The 25307-nt window shown below is 67.9% G+C and carries 24 protein-coding genes; 5 read left to right on the top strand and 19 right to left on the bottom strand.

Annotated elements, in window-relative coordinates:
* Positions 1 to 21: 21 nt before the first annotated feature.
* Genes J5J86_RS00575 through J5J86_RS00555 form a run of 5 tightly spaced genes read left to right on the top strand, consistent with a single transcriptional unit; the run spans position 22 to position 3720 of the window.
* Positions 22 to 828, top strand: coding sequence for a DUF4198 domain-containing protein (locus J5J86_RS00575; RefSeq protein ID WP_247657832.1), 807 nt, complete (start codon positions 22 to 24; stop codon positions 826 to 828).
* Between the two features lie 7 nt (positions 829 to 835).
* Positions 836 to 1528, top strand: a complete 693-nt coding sequence (cbiM, locus tag J5J86_RS00570) for a cobalt transporter CbiM (protein ID WP_209102985.1) — start codon at positions 836 to 838, stop codon at positions 1526 to 1528.
* Between the two features lie 10 nt (positions 1529 to 1538).
* Positions 1539 to 2225 carry a cobalamin biosynthesis protein CbiM gene (locus J5J86_RS00565; RefSeq protein ID WP_247657830.1) on the top strand — a complete coding sequence of 229 codons (687 nt, stop codon included), beginning with the start codon at positions 1539 to 1541 and terminating at the stop codon, positions 2223 to 2225.
* Positions 2222 to 2980 carry a cobalt ECF transporter T component CbiQ gene (gene cbiQ, locus J5J86_RS00560; protein WP_209102984.1) on the top strand — a complete coding sequence of 253 codons (759 nt, stop codon included), beginning with the start codon at positions 2222 to 2224 and terminating at the stop codon, positions 2978 to 2980. Before J5J86_RS00565 ends, cbiQ begins: the two co-directional genes overlap by 4 nt.
* Positions 2977 to 3720, top strand: a complete 744-nt coding sequence (locus J5J86_RS00555; RefSeq protein ID WP_209102983.1) for an energy-coupling factor ABC transporter ATP-binding protein — start codon at positions 2977 to 2979, stop codon at positions 3718 to 3720. Before cbiQ ends, J5J86_RS00555 begins: the two co-directional genes overlap by 4 nt.
* Here J5J86_RS00555 and J5J86_RS00550 read toward each other — a convergent pair.
* From J5J86_RS00550 to J5J86_RS00460, 19 genes are all read right to left on the bottom strand, one after another.
* Positions 3717 to 5174 carry an alpha/beta hydrolase gene (locus tag J5J86_RS00550; protein ID WP_209102982.1) on the bottom strand — a complete coding sequence of 486 codons (1458 nt, stop codon included), beginning with the start codon at positions 5172 to 5174 and terminating at the stop codon, positions 3717 to 3719. The two genes, J5J86_RS00555 and J5J86_RS00550, sit on opposite strands and share 4 nt — an antisense overlap.
* Before the next feature lie 131 nt (positions 5175 to 5305).
* Complete coding sequence (locus J5J86_RS00545; RefSeq protein WP_209102981.1) at positions 5306 to 5725, bottom strand: DUF3775 domain-containing protein; 420 nt, start codon at positions 5723 to 5725, stop codon at positions 5306 to 5308.
* A gap of 30 nt (positions 5726 to 5755) precedes the next feature.
* Complete coding sequence (locus tag J5J86_RS00540; RefSeq protein ID WP_209102980.1) at positions 5756 to 6202, bottom strand: baeRF12 domain-containing protein; 447 nt, start codon at positions 6200 to 6202, stop codon at positions 5756 to 5758.
* Positions 6203 to 6351: 149 nt separating this feature from the next.
* Positions 6352 to 9324, bottom strand: coding sequence for a DNA translocase FtsK (locus tag J5J86_RS00535; RefSeq protein ID WP_209102979.1), 2973 nt, complete (start codon positions 9322 to 9324; stop codon positions 6352 to 6354).
* Positions 9325 to 9498: 174 nt separating this feature from the next.
* On the bottom strand, positions 9499 to 10575 hold the full coding sequence (locus J5J86_RS00530; RefSeq protein ID WP_209102978.1) for a glycerol dehydrogenase: 1077 nt from the start codon (positions 10573 to 10575) through the stop codon (positions 9499 to 9501).
* On the bottom strand, positions 10572 to 11348 hold the full coding sequence (locus J5J86_RS00525) for an SDR family NAD(P)-dependent oxidoreductase (RefSeq protein WP_209102977.1): 777 nt from the start codon (positions 11346 to 11348) through the stop codon (positions 10572 to 10574). The genes J5J86_RS00530 and J5J86_RS00525 overlap by 4 nt, the downstream gene beginning before the upstream one ends.
* Positions 11349 to 11377: 29 nt before the next feature.
* The gene (locus J5J86_RS00520; RefSeq protein ID WP_209102976.1) at positions 11378 to 12217 is read right to left on the bottom strand and encodes a carbohydrate ABC transporter permease; all 840 of its coding nucleotides are present in this window, start codon (positions 12215 to 12217) and stop codon (positions 11378 to 11380) included.
* 6 nt (positions 12218 to 12223) lie between these two features.
* Positions 12224 to 13084, bottom strand: a complete 861-nt coding sequence (locus J5J86_RS00515; protein WP_247657828.1) for a carbohydrate ABC transporter permease — start codon at positions 13082 to 13084, stop codon at positions 12224 to 12226.
* Positions 13085 to 13209: 125 nt separating this feature from the next.
* The gene (locus tag J5J86_RS00510; protein ID WP_209102975.1) at positions 13210 to 14538 is read right to left on the bottom strand and encodes an ABC transporter substrate-binding protein; all 1329 of its coding nucleotides are present in this window, start codon (positions 14536 to 14538) and stop codon (positions 13210 to 13212) included.
* 64 nt (positions 14539 to 14602) lie between these two features.
* Positions 14603 to 15697 (bottom strand): ABC transporter ATP-binding protein, encoded by a 1095-nt coding sequence (locus tag J5J86_RS00505; protein WP_209102974.1) that lies wholly within the window; start codon positions 15695 to 15697, stop codon positions 14603 to 14605.
* Positions 15698 to 15724: 27 nt separating this feature from the next.
* Positions 15725 to 17239: a xylulokinase gene (gene xylB, locus J5J86_RS00500; RefSeq protein ID WP_209102973.1), complete on the bottom strand. Its 1515-nt coding sequence runs from the start codon at positions 17237 to 17239 to the stop codon at positions 15725 to 15727.
* 32 nt (positions 17240 to 17271) lie between these two features.
* Complete coding sequence (locus tag J5J86_RS00495; protein WP_209102972.1) at positions 17272 to 18765, bottom strand: FAD-binding oxidoreductase; 1494 nt, start codon at positions 18763 to 18765, stop codon at positions 17272 to 17274.
* 154 nt (positions 18766 to 18919) lie between these two features.
* Positions 18920 to 19924, bottom strand: a complete 1005-nt coding sequence (locus J5J86_RS00490; protein ID WP_209102971.1) for a LacI family DNA-binding transcriptional regulator — start codon at positions 19922 to 19924, stop codon at positions 18920 to 18922.
* A 97-nt stretch (positions 19925 to 20021) separates the two neighbouring features.
* The gene (locus J5J86_RS00485; RefSeq protein ID WP_209102970.1) at positions 20022 to 20489 is read right to left on the bottom strand and encodes a CoxG family protein; all 468 of its coding nucleotides are present in this window, start codon (positions 20487 to 20489) and stop codon (positions 20022 to 20024) included.
* 93 nt (positions 20490 to 20582) lie between these two features.
* Positions 20583 to 21287 carry an ABC transporter ATP-binding protein gene (locus J5J86_RS00480; protein WP_209102969.1) on the bottom strand — a complete coding sequence of 235 codons (705 nt, stop codon included), beginning with the start codon at positions 21285 to 21287 and terminating at the stop codon, positions 20583 to 20585.
* On the bottom strand, positions 21280 to 22035 hold the full coding sequence (locus J5J86_RS00475) for an ABC transporter ATP-binding protein (RefSeq protein ID WP_209102968.1): 756 nt from the start codon (positions 22033 to 22035) through the stop codon (positions 21280 to 21282). The genes J5J86_RS00480 and J5J86_RS00475 overlap by 8 nt, the downstream gene beginning before the upstream one ends.
* Positions 22032 to 23018: a branched-chain amino acid ABC transporter permease gene (locus J5J86_RS00470; protein WP_209105150.1), complete on the bottom strand. Its 987-nt coding sequence runs from the start codon at positions 23016 to 23018 to the stop codon at positions 22032 to 22034. Before J5J86_RS00470 ends, J5J86_RS00475 begins: the two co-directional genes overlap by 4 nt.
* Positions 23019 to 23047: 29 nt before the next feature.
* Positions 23048 to 23920: a branched-chain amino acid ABC transporter permease gene (locus J5J86_RS00465; RefSeq protein WP_209102967.1), complete on the bottom strand. Its 873-nt coding sequence runs from the start codon at positions 23918 to 23920 to the stop codon at positions 23048 to 23050.
* 126 nt (positions 23921 to 24046) lie between these two features.
* Entirely contained in the window at positions 24047 to 25294 is a 1248-nt protein-coding gene (locus J5J86_RS00460; RefSeq protein WP_209102966.1) for an ABC transporter substrate-binding protein, read from the bottom strand.
* Positions 25295 to 25307: the final 13 nt, after the last annotated feature.

The raw sequence follows: 25307 nt of genomic DNA, 5'->3' as shown, positions 1-25307 counted from the left end.
TCATCGTTTGGGGAGCCTGATATGGCACGGCGGGTGCTCGGCGCGGCAATGGCGCTCTGTCTGGGGACCGGGGCGGCCTTCGCCCATTTCCAGGAGATCCTGCCCTCTGCGGACGTGCTGCCCGATGGCGGCCCCGTGACCGTGGACCTGGTCTTCACCCATCCCATGGAGGGCGGCCCGGCCATGGACATGGCCCGCCCCAAGCGGGTGGGTGTGAAGACCGCCGCTGGCGTCACCGACCTGTTGCCCAAGATCGCTAGCCAGACGGTGAACGGCAAGCAGGCTTGGCGGCTGGCCTATGACCTCAAGGCGCCCGGCGGCGCGCTTTTCTTCGTGGAGCCCCAGCCCTATTGGGAGCCGGCGGAGAACAAGTACATCGTCCACTATGCCAAAGTGTTCGTGGACGGCTTCGCCTCCGGCGAGGGCTGGGATGCCAAAGTCGGCCTGCCGGTGGAGATCGAGCCGCTGGTGCGGCCCACCGGCCTTTGGACCGGCAACCTCTTCCGCGGCCTCGTGCGCAAGGACGGCAAGCCCGTGCCCTTCGCCGAGATTGAGGTGGAATATGTCAATGACGGCTCGGTCAAGGCGCCCAACGAGGCCTTCATTACCCAGGTCATCAAGGCCGATCAGAACGGCGTCTTCTCCTATGCCATGCCGCGCGCCGGCTGGTGGGGCTTCGCCGCCCTGGTGGATGGCGACAAGCCCATGAAGGGCCCAGACGGCAAACCGGCAGCTGTGGAGCTGGGCGCCCTGATCTGGGTGAAGGCAACCGACATGAGCGCCCCGCCCGCCCCTGCCGCACCTGCGGCGCCCACCACAGCGAAATAGGCCCGCCATGGCGCATATCCCCGACGGCGTGCTCTCGCTCCCGGTCCTCGCGGGGGGCGGCGGGCTTGCGGTGGCGGGGCTTGCGGTGGCGCTGCGGCGCTTGCGGGAAGAGGACATACCCAAGGTGGCGCTGCTCTCCGCCGCCTTCTTCTGCGTCTCGCTGGTGGCGGTGCCGGTGGGCCCCTCCAGCGTGCATCTGCTGCTGTCCGGCCTCATGGGGCTGATGATCGGTTGGGCGACCTTGCCGGCGGTGGTGGCGGGGCTGGCGCTCCAGGCGGTGCTGTTCGGATTTGGCGGGCTCACCACGCTCGGGGTGAATGCGGTGAACATTGCCGGCCCCGGCATTCTCTTCGGCCTTCTTCTGCGGCCCGCCGTCCGCCGGGCGCGGCCGGGCCTCGCCGGCCTGGTGGGCGGCGCCTGCGCGGCGGCGGCGGTGGCCGGGACAGCCGGGCTTGTGGCATTGTCCCTGGCGCTCTCCGGTTCCGAATTCGTGCCCTCGGCGCGTATCATACTCCTCACCTACGTGCCCTTGATGCTGGGCGAGGGCGCGGTCACCGGCTTCGCGGTGGCCTTCCTGAAGACCGTCAAGCCGGAGGTCTTCCTCGAACAGCCCCTCCCGGTCGCCGAGGACAGGGGGGCTGAGGCGCCGTCCCCGGTGCCGTCCGGCAGCGTGCTCGCGTCTCGCGGGGATGCCCCATGAGGGATGTCCGGTGAACGCCGCCTTCCCGGCCTTCCGCGCCCTCTGCGCGGCCCTGGTGCTGGTGGTGCTCGGGGTGGCGCCTGCATTGGCCCATCGTCTGAAGGTCTTCGCCACCGTGGAGGATGGCGCCGTTACTGGCTACGCCTTCTTCATCGGCGGTGGGCGGCCGCAGGGGGCCCAGGTGATCTTCCGCACGCCGGGTGGCGCCGATCTGGCACGGACCGTCACCGATGCGGAAGGCGGCTTCTCCTTCCGGCCGTCCGTGCCCCAGGCGCTGGAGGTGGTGGTGAATGCCGGCGACGGGCATGTCGCTGAAGCGCTGCTGGCGGCTGATCGCTTTGGCCCAGCCGAGGCTGCGCCAGCGTCCCCAGCCCCTGCCCCAGACCCAGCGTCCGCCCTTGCCGCTGCCCCTGCTCCCTCTGCGCCGGCGGCCGGGTTGGGAGCGCCGGCTCCCCCTGCCTCCGCGCCTACGCCCTCCACCGCCTGCGCGCCCGATACCGCCGTCCTGGCCGGGCTGGTGGACGCAGCAGCGGACCGGGCGGTGGCCCGCCAGATCCGCCCGCTGCTGGAAGCCTATGAGGCGGCGGAAGGCCGGGTACGCTTCAATGACGTGATGGGCGGCATCGGCATGATCGTGGGCCTGGCCGGAACGGCCTTGTGGGTCTCGGCCCGGCGGCGGTCCGGAGCCGGAAAATGAGCTTGGCGGACACCGAGGCCGCTGCGCCGACTGTGGTTTCGGAACTCGATCCCCGCACTCGGCTCGTGGCCGCCTTCGCCAGCGTTCTCGTCGTCATCTCGCTCAACCACCTTCCGATCGCCGCCGTTGCCTTGCTGGCCGCCTTGGGGCTGGCGCTGGTCTGCGGGCTCGGCCCGTCCGCGCTCACCCGCCGCCTCGCCCACCTGGAAGGCTTCATGGTGGTGCTGCTGGTGCTGCTGCCATTCACCACGCCCGGTGTCCCGGTGCTGGAACTGGGCGGCCTTTCCGCCAGCCGCGAGGGCCTCGCACGGGCGCTCCTGATCGTGGTGAAGGTGAATGCCTGCGCGGCCTGTATCTTCGCGCTCATCGGCACGCTGGAGCCGGTGCGTGTGGGGCAGGCGGCGGCGCGTCTCGGCGCGCCGGAGGCGCTGGTGCATCTCTTCCTGATGATGGTGCGCTACGTGGCCGTCATCCGCGCGGAAACGGGCCGCCTGCGGGAGGCCATGCGGGCGCGCGCCTTCGTACCGCGCACAAGCCTGCACACCTGGCGCAGCCTCGGCCAATTGTGCGGCATGGTGCTGGTGCGGGCGCTGGAGCGGGCCGAGCGGGTGCACGAGGCCATGCGTTGCCGCGGCTTCGACGGCCGTTTCCCGGCCCCGCTCTCGGCCTTTGCCTTCGGCCCGGCGGACCGCGCCTTCGGGGTCGCCGTTGGCGCCGTCCTCGCGGTCCTCCTGGTGCTGGAGCATCTGATATGAGCCCACCGCTCCTCAGCCTCGATCAGGTGACGGTCCGCCGGGGCGAGGCCGTTGTCCTGCGCGCGGTGGATTTTCAGCTTCATGCGGGGGAGCGGCTGGCGCTGGTGGGGCCGAACGGGGCGGGAAAGACCACCTTGCTGCGCACCCTCGTGGGCCTGGAGCGGCCTACCTCCGGCCGCATCCACGCCTTTGGCCGGGAGCGGCGCGGGGAGAAGGATTTTCGCGAGGTGCGCGCCCGCGCCGCCTTTCTGTTCCAGGATCCCGACGACCAGCTCTTCTGCCCCACCGTGCTCGACGATGTGGCTTTCGGCCCGCTCAATCTGGGCCTCGACCGCGCGGCGGCGGCGGGGGAAGCGCGCGCCTGCCTCGACCGACTGGGCCTTCTTCACCTCGCGGACCGGGTGACGCACCGCCTCTCGGGCGGCGAAAAGCGCCTCGTGTCGCTTGCCGCCGTGCTCGCCATGCGCCCCCAGGTGCTGCTGCTGGACGAACCCACCAATGCGCTGGACGAGGCCAACCATGCCCGCATGCTGGAGGTGCTCTCCGGCCTCGACACGGCGATGATCCTGGTCTCCCACGACCGCTCGGTGCTGGAGCGCTTGGCCACCCGCGCCGTGGCGCTCAAGTCGGGCCAGCTTTCGGAGGCGCTCATCCATCGCCACGCGGTGACGCGGGAGGATTTCCACATTCACGGCCTCGATGCTGGCCACAGCCATGGCGCACCCGTCGAGACTCCTTAAGGCTGAGCCGGCGGCAGACCTTCCCCCACCTTCTGGAGCACGTAAGGGAAGAAGGGGTTGGAGGACATGCGCATCACCATGATGAGTGGAATGGTGAGGGCGCTGAACTCCCCGCGCCCGGCGGCGGTGCCGAGCGAGATGCCGAAATCATCGCCCGGCTCCGGCTGGAGCCCATAGAGCCCGTCCTGGAGCGGGAAGGGCACGGCGATGTGGGAGAGCGAATAGACTTCCGGCGGGAAGGCGAGCCCCAGCGGTTCGGCGCGTGCGGTGGTCTGTCCGGCCTCGGTGATGCGGGCGGATGCGATGAGGGTGTCGGGCGCGCTGTTGGTGATGATGGTGGTGCGATAGGGGCGTGGTCCCGGCGGCAGCAAGGTCTCCGCCGCGTCGAGCGCGATCACGCTCAGGAAATTGTTGAGCTGGGCGAGGCGGTTCACGTCGAACAGCATCAGCTCGCTGCCATTGGCCGGCAGGTGGCCATAGAGCCCGTCCACCATGTCCCGCGCCACCACCGTATGGTCGAGCAGCGACTGGAAGGTGAGGACGGGGGGCAGTCCTTCCAGGCGGCCCGCCTTCAGGTGACGGGTGATGTTGTCGCGCAGCGCCTGCGTGAGGCGCCAGGACTGGTAGCCGCCATTCACCGGGAAGGAATTGTACTTGAACGGGTTGAATTCCGGCAGGATGGAGAGCCACGCCGACTGCGCGAAATAGGGCACCACCGCCGGCCATCCGGCGAGCGGCGCGAAGCGGGCATAGGGGGTCACGCCCACCATCGGCGACACCAGCACCAGCCGGGCGGGCTTCACCAGCGTGGGATCATCGAGCGCATCGAGCGCATACATGAGCGCGAGCGCCGCCCCATTGGAATAGCCGGCCACATGCACGGGCAGCGTGCCGCCCGCCCGCCGCTTCGCCTCGCGCATGACGAGGCGGGTGGCCGCCATGAAGTCCTCCCACTCCGCGCTCTTCAGCGCGGCGGGCGTCGTGCCATGGGCTGGCAGGCGGATGCCGAGGGCGACGAAGCCGCGCTGGGCATAGAGGTTCGCAAAATGGCGCAGGCTGTAGGGCGAATCCGTCAGCCCATGGAGAAACACGGCCACGCCCTTCACCGGGCCTCGCGGCTCGATCACGAAGGACCGGTTCCAGTCCTGCGCGAAGCGGGGCGGATAGATGGGGCTGTCGGCGAAATAGCGATTGCCAGGCACCCGCGCTGCCGGGGAGAGCCGATCCGCCACATGGGTGCGGATCTCCTCCATCAGTTTGGCCTCGCGGGCGAGGTAGGCGGGCCAGTCCGCCCTGCCGAGCTCATCGCGCGTGAGTTCGGTGGGAGCAAACGTGTGCCAGGCCTCGAGCGGCGGCTCCATGCGCGCCAGGAACCCACGGCCGACTAGGGCCAAGGCGGTGAGGACGACAAGCAGCACCAGCAGGCGCCGCACCTGCCTGAACACGAACCCCATACCATTGCCCCCGGTCTCGTCCCTACAGCGCCGAATTCAAGGCGGCCATGCTCTTTGACGCCATCTAGTCACGGGGCGGGCGGGGAGGCAAATGGGCAATCGGGGGCGGCGGCCCCTCAGCGAGACCGGCCTTAAAGCCGGTCCATCTCAAAGTCCTGGCAGGTCAGGTCGAACTGGGAGAGGCCGTCCGCCAGGTAATCCGCCAGAAGCGGCATGCCCAGGAGATAGCTGGCCGTGCGCCCGTTGCGGGCGTCCGCCGCCTGCGCCTTGAGGGCGTCCCAGTCGGACAGCGTACCATCGCCCCGGCCGAGCCAAGTGAGCGCCACCAGTTCGATCTGCTCGTCCTCGTTCAGCGCGCGGATATGGCCGACGATCTCGGCGCGAGTGGGATCGTCGCCATGGTCCTCCAGCACCGCCGCCATTCCGTCATCACTGGCATTGGAGCCGTCGTCGGGATCGGTCACCACGTCCTTGGCGTCGAACTCCCGCGCCTTGATGATGATGAAGCAGACCGCTTCCAGCGGGATCGACAGTTCAGGCGCGTCGGCCATGTGCGGTCTCCGGACAGTGATGTGGGGCGATCAGGCCACCAGATGCTTTTCGATCTCTCCGACGGGAAGGTTCATGAGATCCTTGGCCACCTCCCCCTGCACGCGCGCCTTGAGGCTTGCCCCCATATGGTCGCGCACAATGCCGAGGGCGCGGGGCGGGGCGACCACCACGATGTGCTTCACCCCGTGGCTCTCCGCCGCCTTCTCAAGATGGTCGACGGCCTCCTTCACGAATTCGGCTTCCGCCTCTGCATGAAGGTCGGTCTCGGCGACTGCACTGCGGGAGACACCGGCGGATTCATGGACACGGCCCGGCCTGTCGGTGCCGAGCGCCCGCGTGGGCGGAACGGGTTGCACGGCCACGTCTATGGTCTTCAGGTCGAGATGGGCGGCGTCTCCCGCATTTTCCAGCACCAGCGCCTTGGCGCCGTCGCATAGGAAAACCCAACCCTTCCAGGGAACGGTGATCTTGGTCATGACACCCTCCGTCATCGCTCATCGCCAGAGGCGACCGGCGGCGATGATCCTGCCGGCGATGGTGCGCGCGGCAGGCGTGCGTGCCCTTGATTCCCATCAAGGGCACGGGAGGGAAACGCGCCGCCCCCGGGGCGGTTCCGCTTCAGGCGTCAGGACGGGCGGCCGGACAGGATCTCACGCTTGCCCGCATGGTTGGCGGGGCCGACGATGCCCTCGTTCTCCATGCGCTCCATCAGGCTGGCCGCCTTGTTGTAACCGATCTGGAGGCGGCGCTGGATGTAGGAGGTGGAGGCCTTGCGGTCGCGCAGCACGATGGCCACCGCCTGCTCGTAATGGTCGGACCCGTCCTCTGCCAGCGGGCTCTTGTCGAACACCGCCACGTCCTCGACCTCTTCTTCCTCGTCCACCTCGTCGGAGGTGACAGCCTCCAGATATTCCGGCCGCCCCTGCGCCTTCAGGTGGGCCACCACGTGCTCCACCTCCGCGTCAGAGACGAAGGGCCCATGCACGCGGGTGATGCGGCCACCATTGGCCATATAGAGCATGTCGCCCTGGCCCAGCAGCGTCTCTGCGCCCATCTCGCCGAGGATGGTGCGGCTGTCGATCTTGGAGGTCACCTGGAAGGAGATCCGGGTGGGGAAATTGGCCTTGATGGTGCCGGTGATCACATCCACCGAGGGACGCTGGGTGGCCATCACCAGATGGATGCCGGCGGCGCGGGCCATCTGGGCGAGGCGCTGGATGGCGCCTTCGATGTCCTTGCCGGCCACCATCATCAGGTCGGCCATCTCGTCGACGATGATTACGATGTAAGGCAGCGAGGCGAGGTCCATGGTGACCTCCTCGTAGGTCATCTCGCCGGTCTCCTTGTCGAAGCCGGTCTGGACCACGGAGGTAATCACCTCGCCCTTGGCGCGGGCTTCCGCCACACGCGCGTTGAAGCCCTCGATGTTGCGCACCTTCAGGCGCGACATCTTGCGATAGCGATCCTCCATCTCCCGCACCGCCCATTGCAGGGCGATGATCGCCTTCTTGGGATCGGTGACCACAGGGGTGAGCAGATGGGGGATGCCCTCATAGACCGAGAGCTCCAGCATCTTGGGGTCGATCATGATCAGCCGGCACTGCTCGGGGGTGAGCCGGTAGAGCAGGGACAGGATCATGGTGTTGATGGCCACCGACTTGCCCGAGCCGGTGGTGCCGGCCACCAGCAGATGGGGCATGCGGGCAAGGTCCACGATCACCGGCTCGCCGCCGATGGTCTTGCCCAGGCACAGGCCGAGGCGCGCGCGGGCATCCGTGAAGGCATGGGCGGCGAGAAGCTCGCGCAGCCAGACCGTTTCTCGGCGCTGGTTGGGCAGCTCGATGCCGATGACGTTGCGCCCTTCCACCACCGCGACGCGGGCCGAGACCGCGCTCATGGACCGGGCAATGTCCGCGGACAGGCCGATAACGCGGGAAGACTTGGTGCCAGGGGCCGGCTCGAATTCGTAGAGCGTCACCACCGGGCCGGGATTGGCGTCGATCACCTCGCCGCGCACGCCGAAGTCGCGCAGGGTCTGCTGGAGGGCGGCGGAATTGCGGTCGAGCGCCTCCTCGGAGAGTTCGAGGGCCGGCTCCACCGGGGGCGGCTCGGACAGGAGGTCGAGGGCGGGAAGCTCATAGCCCTCGTGCATCAGGCCGGAGGCGGCGACGAGCGGGAGCACCGGCAGGGCAGGCGCGGGCAGGGAGGGCAGGACCGGGGGCGCCGCAGGCGCGTCGGGCTCGGGCGTCGGCAGGGCTTGTGCATCGGGCTCGCAGGCGAGGGTCTCGACCACCGGCAAGGGCGCGTTCGCCTCCACCGTGGCGGCTTCCGTGGCCTCCTCGGCGGCAGATGCGATCCGCTCCTCTTGTGCCATTTCCACCGCGCCCGCTTCGGCGCCCTCGGCGGGCACGGTCCGATCCGCGACGGGCGCGGCGTCCGCCTCCGGAGCGGCGGCGGGGGCGAGGGAGGCGGTGGCGAACAGGGGCCAGCCGAAGGTGGCGGTGAAGGTGCCGGCCGCGCCGAGCGGGGGCACGGGAATGGCGGAGAAGGTCACGGTGGGAGCGGCGGCATCCCCGGCCGAGGCAACCTCGGGCTCAGGCTCGGGCGCGCGCAGGTCCTGCTCGCAGGCGGGGGCCGGCACCACCGGATGAAGGACGATGAGGCGGCCGAGGCGGAGGATGCTGGCGGGCAGGTCGTCCATCGAGGGGTGTGCGGTGGGGGCGATGGACAAGGCTTCCTCGGAAATGGCCACGGTCTGGTCGGTCTCGGCTGCGGCGGCGTCCGGCAGCGGGGTGGACTGTTCGGACGGCGCCGCGTCGGTCTGCGTCTCCGGCGCATTCAGGGGCGTGCCGGCCAAGGTCGGTTCAGCCGACGCGGCGGCGGGCGATTCGGGCGCGGACAATGAAGGGGCCACCTCCCCGGCATCGGCCGCCGCTGGGGCGAGTGCCGCCTCAATGGTGCACCGCTCGGGAAGAGGGGCAGGATCCTCTGCTGCGGGGAGTGCCGCAGCCGTGCCCTCGCGCGCGGCGTCGGCGGCAAGGGCCTCCGCCAGGCGCCGCCGCAGCACCATGGGTTCGTTGGGGGCGGGCGCAAGCGCGGCGCCACATTGCGGGTCAGCGGGTGCCATGTTCTGGGCGGCAGGCGCCTGGGCGCCCCGCTCGGCGGCCAGGCGCGCGGCCCAGCTTTCTCCGGTCCAGTCGATGAGGACATCATCATCGTCGAGGTCCGCCGTCAGGGCGGCGGCGGGGAAGGAGGGCGCCTCCGGCAGGGTCCAGTCGCCGAGGGATTCCGGTTCCGGCGCGGCTTGCGCCTGCGGCTCGGGCAGGAGGTCGGGCGCGGGCGCGACCGGCACGGGCTCGGCGGCCGCAAGCGGTGCAAGCGCCGCCGCGGAGGATTGCAGCTCGCCCTTGCGGCGCAGGAACACGTCGGGGGTGCGCGTGAAACGGGTATTGGCGTCCAGGGTGAAGGGGCGCAGCCAGCTCGGCACCTGCTCCGGCTCGATCCAGGGCGACCGCGCCAGACTGCTCGACCCGCCGCTGCTTGCGGACGGGGAGAAGACGGAAGCATGGGGATCGGGCGGGCGATTCCAGGATGACATGTGCGTCCAAGACCCTTTGCAAGACCCTTCGACCGATGGTGACGGCCGGCAACGTTCACTCCAGTCGTAAGGAGCGCCCGTTAATGGGAGGTTTGGACGCGACGTTCACGCTTGTCGCAGGCGCGGTTTTCCCCAGCCTGTGGCTTTCCCGCACAAGATAGGCGGGGGCGCCGCCTATCCCCGCATGCGCTGAAGGGTGCGGAAGCCCTCCGCCAGGATCTGCGGCGACACGGGCTGGACGAAGTTGCGGATATAGGGCGCGGTTTCCCAGGACAAGGTGACCACGCGGTCGATCACGTCATCCCCCTCCACTCCGAAATCCGACAAGGCGCGGGGCAAATCGAGCCGGGCATAGAAGGCGAGGAGATCGTCCAGAAACGCGCTTTCCCGCCCTTCCGCCACCACTTGCACCAGGAGCCCCAGCGCCACCTGCTCGCCATGGAGCGCGCGGGCGATCTCCGGCACGGCGGAAAAGCCACGGGTGAGCGAATGGGCGATGGACAGGCCGCCGCTCTCGAAGGCAAGGCCCGACAGGAGGATGGTCGCCTCCACCACGCTCTCCACCGCCCCGTCCGCGGTCTTGCGCGTGACAGCCTCCACGGCGGCGAGGCCGTCGCGGCGGATGGTGCGGTAGCAGGCATCGGCGATGGCGACCGAAAGCTCGGTGGGCCGCGCCTTGAAGAAGTTCAGCCCGCCCGCATTGGCGCACTGCTCCACCTCGAACTTCTTCGACAGCGCATCGCCGATGCCGGCGATGAAGAAGCGCGCGGGCGCCTGGACGATGATGGAGGTGTCCACCAGCACCGCATCCGGATTGGCGCTCATGAGCCGCACTTCGCTCAGCACATGGTCGGCCGTGTAGAGCACGGCGAGGCGCGAGGTGGGGCTGTCATTGGAGGCAATGGTGGGCACGATGATGATGGGTGCCTTAAGCGCCATGCGCACGCCCTTGGCGGTGTCGATGGCTTTGCCGCCGCCGACCCCGATGATGACGTCCGCCTTGGCCCGCCGGGCGGTGCTCGCCAGTGTCTCGATTTCGGCCGCCGTGCACTCGCCGGAGAAGGTGGCGAAGACGGCCTGCTCGGTGCCCGCCAGCTCCCGCCGCAGCCGGGCGCCCAGCAATTCCGTCACCACCGCATCGGCCACGATGAAGGGGCGCCGGCCATGGAGACGCACCAGCGGCCCCAGCTCGGACAGGGCGTCCGGCCCCTGGATGTAGCGGCTCGGTGCTCCGAAGGCGCGAAGGCTCATGCATCCCCCCAGTGAAAGTCCCGCTTGCCCCCGTCCATGCAGATGAGGGCGCCATTGATGAAGGCCGCCTGCACGGAGCACAGGAAGGCGACGAGGGCGCCCACTTCCTGCGGCGCGCAGAACCGGCCGATGGGATTTTGTCCCGTTATGACCGCCCGCTTCTCCGGGGAAAAGGTGGCGATGAAATCGGTGGCCACATAGCCCGGCGCGATGGCGTTCACCGTGATGCCGTCGCCGCCCACCTCCTTGGCGAGGGTGCGGGTGAAGCCGAGCACGCCGGCCTTGGCGGCGGAATAGTTGGTCACCCCCGGCCGCCCGCCGCCGGTGACATTCATGGAGGAGGTGTTGACGATGCGCCCGAAGCCACCTGCCCGCATGACCGGGATGGCGTGCTTGGCGCACAGGAAGGTGCTGCGCAAATGGGTGCGCACGATGATGTCGAAATCGTCCACATCGAGGTCCTCGGCCTTGCGGCCGATATGGCGCCCGCCCGCGCCCGCATTGTTGATGAGAATATCCAGCCGCCCGAACGCATCGGCCGCCTGCGCGATGACGGCGCGGGCGGCGGCCTCGTCGGAGGCATCGCCCGGTGCGGTCGCGGCACGGTTGCCGGCGGCGCGCAGGGCTTTCGCGAAATCTTCCGCGCCCTCTTTGTCGATGTCGTTGACGATGATGGCGGCGCCTTCCGCCGCCAGCGCTTCCGCCTCCGCCCGGCCGATGCCGCGCGCGGCGCCGGTGACGAGGGCAACCTTGCCGGCAAGCCCGAAATCCATGGTCTTCTTGTCCTTCTTGGAGGGCGGCGTCAGCCCTTCACCGCGCCGGCCCCGAGGCCCTGGATGAAGTATTGGCTCAGCAGCGCGAAGGCGCCGAACAACGGCAGCGCGATGAGGGTGGAACCGGCCATGATCTCCCCCCAGCGCAGGTCGAACGAGCCGACCATGGAGGCAAGGCCCACCGGGACGGTCTTGTTGGCGTCCGAGCCGATCATGATTAACGCATAGGTGTAGTCGGTCCAGGACAGGAGGAAGGAGAAGATGGCGACCGTGATGAGGCCTGGCAGCGAGAGCGGCAGCACAACGCGCAGGAAGGCGCCGAGCCTTGTGCAGCCATCCACCATGGCCGCCTCCTCCAGCTCGAACGGCATGCTCTTGAAGAAGCCCCACAGGAACCAAACGCCCAGCGGCAAGGTGAGGGTGAGGTGCGAGACGATGACGGAGGTCAGCGTGTCGCCGAGCCCGATCTTGGCAAAGATGGAGAAGAGGGGGATGGCGATGAGCAGCGGCGGGAACATGTAGGCATAGAGCATGGCCCCCACGATCAGCCCCTTGCCCCGGATGCGGTGGCGCGTGACCGCATAGGCGATCATCACGGAGAAGACCATGGTCACCGCCACGGTCACCAAAGCCACCAGCAGCGAATTCATGAACTGGCTGGGATAGTCGGTCAGTTCCAGGAGGTTGGTATAGTATTCGAGCGTGAACGGCCCCGGCATCAACGAGGTGGAATTGATCAGGGCCTGCGGCGCGCGGGTGGAGGACACCACCATCCAATAGATGGGGAAGGCGGAATAGACCGCGATGACGAGCGCGGCGAGGTAGAGCGCGATGCGGCCGGAGCGGGAGCGGGGGAGCGAGGTGGACATCAGATCTCACTCCGTATCGAGCGGGAACAGGCGGAAATAGATGAAGACCGCCACCGAGAGGATGGCGAAGGAAATGGTCGCCACCGCCGCCCCGCCACCAATGTCGAACTGCCCGAAGGCCTGCTTGTAGGACAGGATGGCCAGGTGCTCGGTGGAGCCGACTGGGCCGCCTTGGGTGAGCAGCCAGATGACGTCGAACTTGTTGAACATCCACACCGCCCGCAGCAGCACGATCACGGTCAGGATCGGCTTCAGCATGGGCAGGGTGATGTGGAAGAAGCGCTGCACCGCATTGGTGCCGTCCACCTTGGCGGCTTCGTAGAGGGAGGAAGGGACGGTCTGGAGGGCGGCGAGGAAGGTGGTGGTGACGAAGGGCGTCCACATCCACACGCTCACCAGGATGACGGAGGCCATGGCGGCGCCGGGGCTCTCGAACCATTGCACCGGCGGCAGGCCGAGGGCCGCGATCACCTTGGTGAGCACGCCGATGGAACCGTCCACCATCCATTTGAAGGTCAGCACCACCACCACGGTGGGCAGCAGATAGGGCAGGATGGACAGGCCCCGTACGATGTTGCGGCCGGGAAAGACCTGGTTCAGCACCAGCGCGAAGCCGATGCCCAGCACTACCTGCAGGACGATGGTGCCGAAGGAATAGATGAAGCCGTTGATGAGCGCCCGCCAGAAGATCCACTGGGAGAGCATGCGGACATAATTGTCGAAGCCCACGAAGCGCGGCGCGCCGACGAAGGAATCCATCTGGTAGAAGCTCAGCGACACCGCATAGACCACGGGCGCCACGATGAGCAGCGCCGTGACCGCGAGGCCCATGAACAGGAAGGAATAGATCGTCGCCTTGGAGCTCACCTGCGGCGCCTCTGCTTCGGGAATTGCGCAGCGCGCTCCGGCCCGTGGGAACGGGACGCCGGAGCGCTTCGAGGGGTGCCGGGCGGGCCATGGTGTCAGGGCAGGGCCCGCCCGGCCCCGCGGTATCAGGAGGCGATCACCTGTCGCATCCGCTCGCCCGCGGTCTTGACGCACTCGGCCGACGACATGCCCTTCAGAAGCTTGTTCTGCAGCATCTCCGGGAAGACGAAGGCTTCGAAGATCTTGCCGGGCTTCAGGCTCGGGGACGGGCCCTGCGTGTCGATGGAGGTGAGGATCATGTTCTTGTCGGTCAGGAAGGACCGCATCATCTCCACCGCCGCATTGTGCTTCTCGATGAGGGGATGGGCGCGCCAGCGGGCATCCTCATAGACATCGAGGCGCGGCGGCTGGAAGTGCAGCGGGGCGGTGTGCAGGAAGTTGATGTACTGGTTCTCGGTGAACCAGGCCATGAACTTCATGGCTTCGTGCGATTGCGGCGTCTTCAGTACCACCCAGCCGTCATAGCCGTGGTTGACCGCCTGGTGCTTACCGGCCGAATCCATGTAGGGCATGATGCCGTACTTGTCGGCGAGCGCGGGATTGTTGCGCTCCAGCGTCTCGATCATGCGCCCCGCATAGGCGGAATGAGCCACCTTGCCGGAGGTGAAGTTGGACAAGACTTCGCCGAAGCTCACCTGGCTGGCGCCCGACGGCATGGTCTTGTAGAGCTCGCCGAAGAAATCCAGATAGCGCGCGGCGCGGGGCGCCATGTCGGCATTGTCGAAGATGATGTTCCACTTGTCGTCGAACAGCTGCACCCCTTCCGCCCACATGAAGCCCGGGGACAGCCAGTTGGTGGCGCCGTTGGAGCCGATGGGATAGAGCGCGCCCGACATGCCGTCGGTGTTGAGCGTCTGCGTGTTCTTCAGGAACACGTCCCAGGTCTTCGGCACCTCCAGCTTGTTCTTCTCGTACAGGTCCTTGCGGTAATAGATCCAGGCCAGGTTGTAATCGTAGGGGTACCAGTAGACCTTCCCATCCAGCGGGAAGAGGATGTTCGGTCCCCACTTATACTTGTCGGTGAGTGAATTGAGCGGCATCAAGTGCCCCTCGCTCGCCAGGATCAGCACATGGCCGACAAAGGCGAAGGTGGCGATGTCATAGGGGGTGCCGCCGCGCAGCGAGGTGGTCACCTTGGTGAAGATGCTGTCCAGCGGCACCGAATCCACCACTACCTTGGTGCCGGTGAGCTTCTCATATTCGGCGCCCGCCACCTTCAGCGCGCGAATGCTGTCGATGGAGGTTTCCGCATTGAGGAAGCGGATGGTCTTCGTGCTCTGCGCCCGCACGATCGAGGGGGCGGCGATGCCACCCGCCGCGATGCCGGCGGCCAATGCCCCCGATCCCTTCAGAAGGGTGCGGCGCGAGACGCCGCCGGTCCTGTTCTCGTCCATGGCCCTCTCCTCCCAGTTCCGTCCTGTTATCCGGACGCGATGATTTTTGTGCGTGTGGTCGTGTTCAGGCGGCGGGCCTTTGGCCCTGCCGGGCGCCGTCCCGGTTCAGCCGGGCCCCGGTGTCCTTCTGGAAAACGTGCAGCCGCTCGGGGCGGAACTGCACCGGCAGCGTGGTGCCGTGGCGGATCGCGTCGGAGCGGTCCATGAGCACCTTGAGGCGGACCCCGTCCACGTCGCCGATGCAGAGTGTCTGCGCGCCCAATTGCTCGATCACCGCCACCTGGAAGGGGCGCGCGGCCGGGCCCTCGGCGAGGGTCACATGCTCGGGTCGCACGCCGAGCACCACTTCGGTTCCCTCCTTCACCTCCACGTCCGGCGGCAGGGTCACCGTCAGCCCACCGCAGCGCAGGGCGCCGCCCATGATCCGGCCCTCGGCGAGGTTCATTTCGGGCGAGCCGATGAAGCCGGCGACGAACAGGTTGGCGGGGCGGTCATAGACCTCCAGCGGCGCTCCCACCTGCTGCACATGGCCGTCGCGCATGATGAGGATGCGGTCGGCCAGTGTCATGGCCTCCACCTGGTCATGGGTCACATAGATCATGGAGGTGCCCACCTCCCGGTGCAGGCGGGCGATCTCCTCGCGCATGCGCACCCGCAGCTTGGCGTCGAGATTGGAGAGCGGCTCGTCCAGCAGGAACACGTCGGGATCGCGCACCAGGGCCCGGCCCAGCGCCACGCGCTGCATCTGCCCGCCGGAGAGCTGCTTGGGCTTGCGCTCCAGATAGGGATCGAGGCCCAGCATGGCCGAGGCGGACTTCACCCGCCGGTCGATCTCGGCCTTGTCCATCTTGCGCATGCGCAGGCCGAAGGCGAGGTTCTCGTAGATGGTCTTGTGCGGGTAGAGCGCATAGTTCTGGAACACCATGGCGATGTTCCGGTCCTTGGGCTCAAGCCGGGTCACATCCCGCCCGCCGATCTCGACCGTGCCGGTGGTGATCTCCTCCAGGCCCGCCACCATGCGCAGCGTGGTGGACTTGCCGCAGCCGGAGGGGCCAAGGAAGACCACGAATTCGCCGTCGCGGATGTCCAGGTCCACCCCATGCACCGCCACCGTGGTGCCATAGGCCTTGCGGACCTGCTTCAGCCTGACCTCGGCCATTTTCCTCTCCCTGCGACGCCTTTGGCGTCAGCGTCCGCGCACGAAGGCGTGGATCTTGTGGTTGAGCGGCGCCAGCGCCGCCTGGATTTCGCAATAAAGCCCGTGGCCCTCACGGTAGCGCGCGGCCCGCGCCGGATCGGGCACCGCGCGGGAGACGATGTGGACCACCTCCGCCGCCGCCCGCTCGTCCTCGTAGGCGCCCACCCCGACGCCGGCGATGAGCGCGGCGCCGAAGGAGGCCTCCGCCACCGCCGGCAGTTCCACCTCCACATTCAGCACATCCGCCACGATCTGGCGCCACAGGGCGCTGCGGGCGCCACCGCCGGTGAGGCGGGCGGTGGAGAAGTCGAGGCCCTTGGCGTTGAGGGCGAGCAGGCAGTCCTTCAGCGAATAGGCGATGCCCTCATAGAGCGCGCGCACGAAATGGCCGGGGCCGTGATTGAAGCCGATGCCGACAAAATCGGCGCGTAGCAGCGGGTCCCAATGGGGGCTGCGCTCACCGTTCAGATAGGGATGGAAGAAGAGGCCCTCGGCTCCCTCAGCGACAGCAGCGGCCAGCCGGTCCATCTCGTTGAAGACCGCGGTGCCATCTTCGCCCGGCCGCTTGAAGAAGGTATCGCGCAGCCATTTGTGCGCGGAGGCGCAAGAATTGGTGGCGGCGATCACATACCAATGGTCGAGAATGACATGGGGATAGTTGATGACCGTGAAGTCCGGCCGCGCGGCGGGGGTGAGCACGCTCACGGTTGCGGCCGTGGCGAGCTTCACCACGCCGAGACCTTCGCGCACCATGCCGGCGCCATAGGTCTCCGCCGCCGTGTCCGAGGTGCCGCACACCACGGGGGTGCCGGCCTTCAGGCCGCAGGCGCGGGCGGCCTCGGCCGTCACCTCGCCCACCACCGTGGTGGGCGTGACGATGGGCGGCAAGGTCTCCATCGGCCAGCCGATCATGGCGCACAGTTCGGCTGACCAGTCCTTGGTCCGCGCATCCGCCATGAGGGTGCCGACCGCGTCGATAGGGTCGGTTTCCCAGGTGCCGGTGAGGCGGGAGCGCAGCCAGTCCTTGGCCACATAGAGCCGCTTCACACGCCCGAACGCCTCCGGCTCATGGCGGCGCAGCCACAGCATCTGCGGCAAGGTCCAGGTGGGATTGGCGCGGTTGGCGCCGATTTCCAGGATGCGGGCATCCGCCTGCGCCCGCAGGTCCTGCGTCTCCGCGCCTGAGCGCTGGTCGTTCCACAGGATGGCGGGGCGGATCACGCGGCCATCCGCATCCTCTAGTACCTGGGTATGGGCGCCGGCGGAAAAGGAGATGGCAGCGACGTCGCCCGCATCGGCGTCTGCTGCCGCCAGCGCCTGCGGCACCGTGCGGCAGACGGCGGCCCACCAGTCGTGCGGATCCTGCTCGCTCCAGCCGGGATGGGGGGCGTGCGTGACCACGGGCGCGGACGCCTCCCCGGCCAGCGCGCCATCCAGTCGGATGACCGAGGTCTTCAGCGATCCGGCGCCCAGATCGATGCCAACGAGCAAGCTAGGTGCCACGGCGGCGCTCCCCGCCAGCGGAGGGGTAGAGATCAGTCATGGCGCACGTCCACGGCGGAGGGCGCGGGACGCAGGCCGAGCTTGCCGGGATTCATGAGATTGTCCGGGTCGAGGGCATCCTTGATGGCCTGGAGGACATCAAGGCCAGCGCCCAGCTCGCGGGCGAGCCAGGGATTGCGGAACACGCCGACCCCGTGATGGTGGGCGATGGAGCCGCCATGGTCGAGGGTCAGCCCCTCAATGGTGTCCCACAGCCGCGCATGGAGGGGAAGGGCCTGTACCTGGTCCATGGGCGGCAGGCGGATGGTCATGTATTGGCAGGCGCCCTCGGGATAGATGTGCGACCAGTGGGCGCCGAAATGGATCTGCGGGTAGATTTCCCGCACCGCTGCCGCGATGGCCGCATAGAGGCCCGGAAGGGCGGACCAGTTTCCCGTCACCTCGATGGTGTCGTTGAAATAGCCCGCCGCTTGCCATTTTTGGGAGAAGGCCACGTAGCGATTGGCCTTCCAATGGTGGAATGGCCCGTCGGGGGCGACCTGGCCGCCTTCCTCGGTGCAGATGGCCAGCGCCATGTCCTGCTCGGTGGTGACCATGGGCTCGGCGCCGGAGAAGACCATCACCGCGAGAATGGGTTTGGTGCGGAACACCTCAAGCCCCTCGGTGCGCTCGGCGCTTTCGGCCCCGTCATAGATGCGGGCGATGGTGGGGCGCAGTTCCGCCTGCATGATGCGCCGCGCGGCGGTCCAGGCGGCATCGAGGGAGGGGAAGGCCAGCACCACGCCGCGCTCCACCTCGGGCTTCTTCCAAATGCGCAGGGACAGTTCGGTGATGATGCCGAGCGTGCCCTCGCTGCCCACCAGGAGGTCGCGCAGCGAAGGGCCGACGGAGCGGCGGGGAAGCGGAGCGATCTCCAGCTTGCGGCCGTCCGGCAGCACGGCCTTCAGGCCCACCACGATGTCCTCGATCTTGCCATAGCGGGAAGAGGCCTGCCCGCCGCCCCGGCAGGCGGCCCAGCCGCCCACGGTGGAAATCTCGATGGATTGCGGCAGGTGCCCGCAGGTGAAGCCTTCGGCATTGAGCGCCGCCTCGAAGGCCGCGCCATTCATCCCCGCTTCCACGGTTGCGACCGCATTGATGGGGTCGACCGAAACGATCCGGTCGAGCCGGCGCAGGTCCACCATGACTTCCTGCGCGAGCGGGATCGCCCCGCCCAGCACGCCGGAGCCGTTGCCATAGGGGATGAGCTGGATCTTCTCGGCACGGGCGTGGCGCACAAGGGCCGCCACTTCCTCCGCCGAACCGGGGCGCACCACGAGGCGCGGCAGGACCCCGGCGAGACGGCCGGTCCGTTCCCGGAAATTAGCGAAAGGCAGCCGATCATGGGCATAAGCGCGCCGGCCGTCCGCATCGGCGATCACATGGTCGGCGCCCACGATGGCGGCGAGCGCCTGCGCGAGGGCGGCGGTGCCGGCTTGGGGAGTGTGGTCGTCCGCTTGCGCTTCGGCGATGGCTGGGCCGGTCATATGCACCTCTCGCGACGGGAGGCGTGAAGCGGCAAGCCCGGTGAGAGCCCCATCCTCGCATCCTCCCTTTTCTTATTGAACAATCGTTTGTTCAAAGCTGTCAGACTTCCTCCGGGTCGTCAAGCGCGGCATTTGGAAAAATCGGGAGTGGGGCTCAGGTCCGCGCCGGGCCGGTGGATGCGCGGACCACCAGCGCTCCCGGTGGCAGGGGCGGGACGGGCTGGGGCTCTTCCCCATTCAGGGCGCGGATGAGGGCGGTGGCGGCGACGCGCCCCATCTCCTCGGTGGGCATGGCAACGCAGGTGAGCGCCGGATAGAGCATGGCCGCCACCGGGGCATCGTGCAGCCCCACAACCGAGACATCGTCTGGAATGCGCAATCCGGCTTCGTGGAGCCGGGCCATGGCGCCCGCCGCCGAGACGAGGGTTGCCGCCAGCACCGCGCTGGGCCTCTGCGGCAGAAGGGCCGACATGGCCGCCGCGCCGCCTTCCGCCGTGTAGCCGGCCACGGCTACCAATGCCGGATCGAAGACAATACCCGCCGCCGCCAGGCCATCGCGATAGCCATCCAGGCGCTGGCGGGCATTGAAGCCGCCCTCCCGGCCGGCCAGGTGCGCGATGCGCCGGTGGCCCAGCGCCACCAGATGGTCCACGGCCTTGCGTGCCGCCGCGCGGCTGTCCAGCACCACGGACAAGGGCGCGCCGGGCAGCACGCGGTTCATGAGTACGAAGGGCACCTGAGCGGCGTTGAGGTCTGTGCGCAGCACCTCGTCATCGTCAAGGCTCGCCACCAGCAGGCCGTCCACCCGGTTGGTCTGGGAGATCTTGGCGATGGTGGTGGCGGTGGCGCCGGGCTCGCGATGGGAAATCAGCAGCGAATAGCCGAGCGCGGCCGCCGCCATCTCCGCCCCGCGAATGGCCGAGGCGAAGACCGGATTGTCCAGTTGCGGGACCACGATGCCGAGGGTGGAGGTGCGTGCGGTGCGCAGGCCCCGCGCCAGCGGATTGGCGCGGTAGTTCAGTTCCCGTGCCACCTTGAGGATACGCTCGCGCGTCTCTTCGCGCACCCTTTGGGCGGCCTCGCCGCGCAGCACCCGCGAGGCGGTGGACATGTCCACGCCCGCCACCCGCGCCACGTCCGCCAAGGTCACCCGCGCCATTCTTCGCTCCCGCCTGACGGAGCGACCATAACGGGCTTCGCAGGCGGGGAAAATGCGGCGCGCGGGCGGGCCTCTCCGCGCGCCGGACCTGCTCTGGTCAGGAAGCTTCGGCCGCCGGTGCCTCCTCGCCCGCCAGGGCGGCGGTGAAGCTGGAGAAGAACTGGTCCGCCAGCTTGCGGGCGGTGGCCTGGATGAGGCGCCCGCCGAGCGCGGCGAGCTTGCCGCCGATCTGCGCGTCAGCGGTGTAGGTCAGGATCGTCTCCTCGCCATCTTCCGCGAGCTTGACCACCGCTTCGCCCTTGGCAAAGCCCGCCACTCCGCCATTCCCCTGGCCTGCGATGCGGCAGCCGGAGGGCGGGTCCATGTCGGTCAGTTCCACGGTGCCGGAGAAGGTGGCCGAGACCGGTCCCACCTTGATCTGCACCTTGGCCGCATAGGCGTTCTCGCCCGTGGCTTCCAGTTCCTTGCAGCCGGGAATGCAGCGCTTGAGCATCTCCGGGTCGAGGATCGCCGCCCAGACCTGCTGCCGGGGCGCGGCGATGCGATATTCGCCGACGATTTCCATCTCAGCTCTCCTCTTGTTTCCTCAAGGTCCTGCGGCACGAGGTTAAGCGCGCGGCGGCCGTTTGGAAATTGGTCCGGCGCGCGATGCCGCGCCTCACACCGCGCAATAGCGGTCCTGGATGTCCTTGTCCGCCAGCAAGGCGGCGGCGCTAGAGCGATGGACGATCTCGCCCTGGTCGATGATGATGGCGCGATCCGCCAGCTTCAGCGCCCATTCCACATTCTGCTCCACCAGGACGAGCGTGGTGCCGGCGGCCTTCAGCCGGCGGAACAGGACGCCCATCTCCTCCACCAGCACCGGCATGATGCCCTCGGAGGGCTCGTCCAGCAGGATCAAGGAGGGCTTGGCGATCATGGCGCGGGCAATGGCCAGCATCTGCTGCTCGCCGCCCGACATGGTGGTGCCCTGCTGGTTCAGGCGCTCCTTCAGGCGTGGAAAGCTCTCGGCGATCTCGTCGATGGCCGCGCGCTCGTCGATCCGCCCGCCCGCCGCCACGAGGCCCAACTGCAGGTTCTCCCGCACGGTGAGGCTCGGCACGATGCGCCGCTCCTCCGGCACATAGGCAAGGCCCCGCTTGAAGCGGGCGTGAGCGGGCAAAGCGAGGATCTCCTCACCACGGAAGCGCACCGAGCCGGAGGTGCGTGGCATCAGCCCCATGATGGAACGCATGGTGGTGGTCTTGCCGGCGCCGTTGCGGCCAACCAGGGCGACGATCTCGCCCTCTGCCACGTCGAACGAGACGCCATGGAGCACGTGGCTCGCCCCGTACCAGGCATTGAGCCCTTGGATCTCAAGCATAGCCATCGTTCTGACCCAGATAGACGCGACGGACTTCCGGGTCCGTCTGGATGGATTGGGGCGTGCCGTCTGCAATCAGCCGGCCGTGATGGAGCACCAGGATGCGATCGGACAGGCCGAGGATCATCTTCATCTTGTGCTCCACCAGAAGCACGGTGCGCTCGCGGGCGAGGCGCTCGATGAGGGCGACCATGTCCTTGGTCTCCTCCGGGCCCATGCCGGCGGTCGGCTCGTCGAGGAGGAGGAGTTCGGGATCGGCCACCAAGGCGATGGCAATCTCCAAGGCCCGCTGCTCGCCATGGGCCAGGGACTTGGCGATGCGGGTCTGCCGGCTGGACAGCCCCACCGCCGCCAGCGCCCGGTCCGCCTTCTCGTCGAGCTCAGGATAGGCGGTGCGGTTGAAGAACAGGTCGTAGCGGGCGGCGAAGGCTTGGGCAGCCACCCGCACATTCTCGTGCACCGTCAGCTCGGGAAAGATGTTGGTGATCTGGTAGGAGCGGGCAATGCCCAGATGGGCGAAGCGATGCTGCTTCAGCCCGGAGATCTCCTGGCCCTTATAGCGAATGGAGCCGGTGGAGGGCGGCAGCACGCCCGAGAGCACGTTGAAGAAGGTGCTCTTGCCGGCGCCGTTGGGGCCGATGATGGCGGTGACCTTGTTGGCCTCGAAGGTGGCGGAAATGCCCGCCAGCGCCACGAAGCCCCCAAAGGTGCGGCCGATATTATCGACGCTGAGCAAAGGCGTGCTCATCGCTGCGTCCTCCAGGCGAGGAAGGTGCCCCACAGGCCCTTGGGTAGGAACAGCACGAAGAAGATAAAGATGAGCCCGGCGATGAGCTGCCAGTGGGAGGTCCAGGTGGACGCCACGTCCTCGATCAGGAGGAACACCAGCGCGCCCACGAACGGCCCGAAGAAGCTGCCGGCGCCGCCCAGCATGGTCATCATCACAACGAGGCCCGACGTGTGATAGTGCAGGCTGTCCAGCGGCACGATGGCGAGGTGCATGGCCGACATGGCGCCCGCCAGCCCGCAGATGAGGCCGGACACGATGAAGGCGATGAGCTTGGTGCGCTCCACATCATAGCCGCAGGCCCGCGCCCTGGTCTCGTTCTCGCGGATGGCCTCGATCACCGCGCCGAAGGGTGAGTTGAGGAGGCGCGAGACGAACCACAGCGCCAGCGCCGTGAAGACCATCAGCACATAGTATTTCTTCACCGGGTCCAGGAAATCGATGGTGAGGCCCAGCACGTTGATCTTCGATACGGTGAAGCCGCGCAGGCCGTTCTCTCCGCCCGTCCAGGCGGTGGCCTGGAGCGCCACGTAGTAGACGAGCTGGGACAAAGCCAGAGTTACCATGGAAAAGTAGATGCCGCGCGTGCGGATGGAGAGAGAACCCATCACCGCCGCCAGTACGCCGGAGCCCAAGACGCCCAGCACCATGGCCGGGAACCAGCCGAGGCCCAGATGCACCATGACCATGCCGGTCAGGTAGGCGCCACCACCGAAGAAGGCCGCATGGCCGAAGGACAGGAGGCCGGTATAGCCGAACAGCAGGTTATAGCCGACCGCGAACAGGCCATAGATGAGCACGTTCACGGCCAGGGCCTGTGAGGGCAGAACCCAGGGCAGCACGCACAAGGCCAGAACAGAGAGCGGCACGCGCCAGGCGCTTAAGGTGGTGCGCAGGTCGCCCTTGCCGCCTTGCGCCGGCACGGCCAAGGACGGGGAGGTCACGGGAGGGGAGGTCACGGGTGCGGTCTCCTTCACGCGCCCACGGGGCGTCCGAACAGGCCCTGCGGACGCACCAGCAGGACGAGGGCCATGAGGCCGAACATGACGATGGTGGCCATTTCCGGCGCGAACAACGCCGTCATGCTCACCGCGATGCCGATGCCAAGTCCCGCGACCACCGCGCCGAGCAGCGATCCCATGCCGCCGATGACGGTGACCACGAAGGCTTCCGCCAGCACCAGCGCGCCCATTTCGGGGTTCACGTTGCGCATGGGGGCGGCCAGCACGCCGCCAAGCGCGGTCAGCGCCACGCCGAGGCCGAACACCGCGAGCCACAGGCGGGATATGTCCACGCCCAGCACCCGCATGATGAGCGGGTCACGGGCGCCGGCCCGCACGATGAGGCCGAACTTGGTCTTCTCCAGGCCCAGCCACAGCGCGATGAGGATCACCGCCACGAGGCCCACCACAAAGAGGCGATAGATGGGGAAATAGCCGACACCCAGATCCACCACGCCGGTCAGCGCCGAAGGGGTGGAGAAGGGCACGCCGTCCGTCCCGAAGATGATGCGCACGGCTTCCACCAGCACATAGCCGAGACCGAAGGTGAGAAGCAGCGGATCGTCGATGGAGCGCTTGTAGAGCGGGCGGATGAGGAAGCGCTCGATGAGCATGCCGAAGACGCCCACCAGCAGCGGCGCCAGCACCAGCGCCCACCAGAAGCTGCCGGTGCGCTCGGCGATGTAGAGCCCCGCATAGGCGCCCACCATGAACAGCGCCCCATGGGCGAAATTCACGATGCCCAGCATGCCGAAGATGATGGTGAGGCCGAGCGCGACCATGATCAGGATCGCGCCGAGCGCCACGCCGGAAAAGAGCTGCATGAGAATGAGTTCGAGGTCCATCGGGCGTTCCTTTGGGGCGGGCGGCCGCCGGCAGGCTGGGGACCGGACCGCCGCCGGACGCGCCCTGGCTGCACCCAGGACCGGCCAGCGGCGCATAGGACTGCGGCGGGTCGCCCCGCCGGGTGGTCAGGTGGGGAAGCCAAGCTCGCCGCAGCTGCGCAGCATGGTCTCCGAGCCGGGGACATCCGCGATGATGGCGAAGAGGTCCTGGTCGTTGGCCATGTCGGCCTTCTTCTTGGATTCCAGCACCAGCACCGACTGCACCGACTGGTGGTCGCACTTGCGATAGAATTGCGGCCCCTTGGCCACGTCGTATTTCAGGTTCTCCAGGGCCGCGACCACCTTGTCGGTGTCCGACCCCCCCGCTTGCGCCATGGCGAGCAGGAGCGAGGCGACGCCCGTATAACCATAGGCGCCGTAATCGCTGGGATAGGCGCCGCCATGGGTGGCCTTGTAAGCGTCATTGAACGCCTTGGCCGAGGGGACGGTCTTCTCCAGGCCCCAATAATAATTGGCGCCGCCCACCACGCCCTCGAAGGCGTCGGGCCCCAGCGCCAGGCGCTGATTGTAAAGGATGACCGGCACCACGATGCGCATGGACTGCTTGAGCCCGAACTCGGTGGCCTGCTTGATGGCATTGGCCTGGTCGCGGCCGAAATTGCAGATGCACAGGATGTCCGGCTTCATGGACCGTATGCGCGGCATCAAGGTGGAATAGTCGGACGCGCCGATGGGGTGCAGGATCTCGCCCACCGTCTCCGCGCCGATGGCGGCGGCGGCGCGCTTGAAGCCGCGCAGCATTTCGTGGCCATAGGCATAGTCGGCGACGAGATAGGCGACCTTGGAGCCCTTCTTGAAGGTCTTCTCCGCCACCGCCGCCGTGGTCATGTGCGGGTTGAGCGCCTCGTGGAAAGTATAGCGGGAGAAGTCCTTCACCTCGTTGATGGTGTCGGACTGGCTGATGGAGACATAGATCACGCCACGGGCGCGGGTGACCTCATTCACGGCCAGCTGCACGGCGCTGGAGAGCGAGCCGACAATGGCGTGCACCTTGTCCTTCTCGATCAGCTCCAGCGTGCGGGTGGCCGCCTCGCCGGCATTGAGCTTGTCGTCGCGCACCAGCAATTCCACCTTGCGCCCGGCAATGCCGCCCTTGGCATTCACCTGCTGCACGGCGAGTTCGGCGCACTTCACCTGGTCCTTCGCTTCGGCGCCGAAGGGGCCGGTGAGGGGCACGGGAAAGCCGATGCGAATGGTCTCCGCCTGCGCCCGCACCAGCGCGGGAGCGGCGAGGAGGCCGACGCCGGCGGCCATGCCGCCGAGCATGGTGCGGCGGGATACGCCAGATCGGAACAAGTCCTTGCGCATGGTCATGAAATCCTCCCGA

Source organism: Aquabacter sp. L1I39 (assembly GCF_017742835.1).
Classification (GTDB): domain Bacteria; phylum Pseudomonadota; class Alphaproteobacteria; order Rhizobiales; family Xanthobacteraceae; genus L1I39.
The sequence above is the reverse complement of the archived record's forward strand: the minus strand, read 5'-3'. Positions and strand labels throughout refer to the sequence as shown.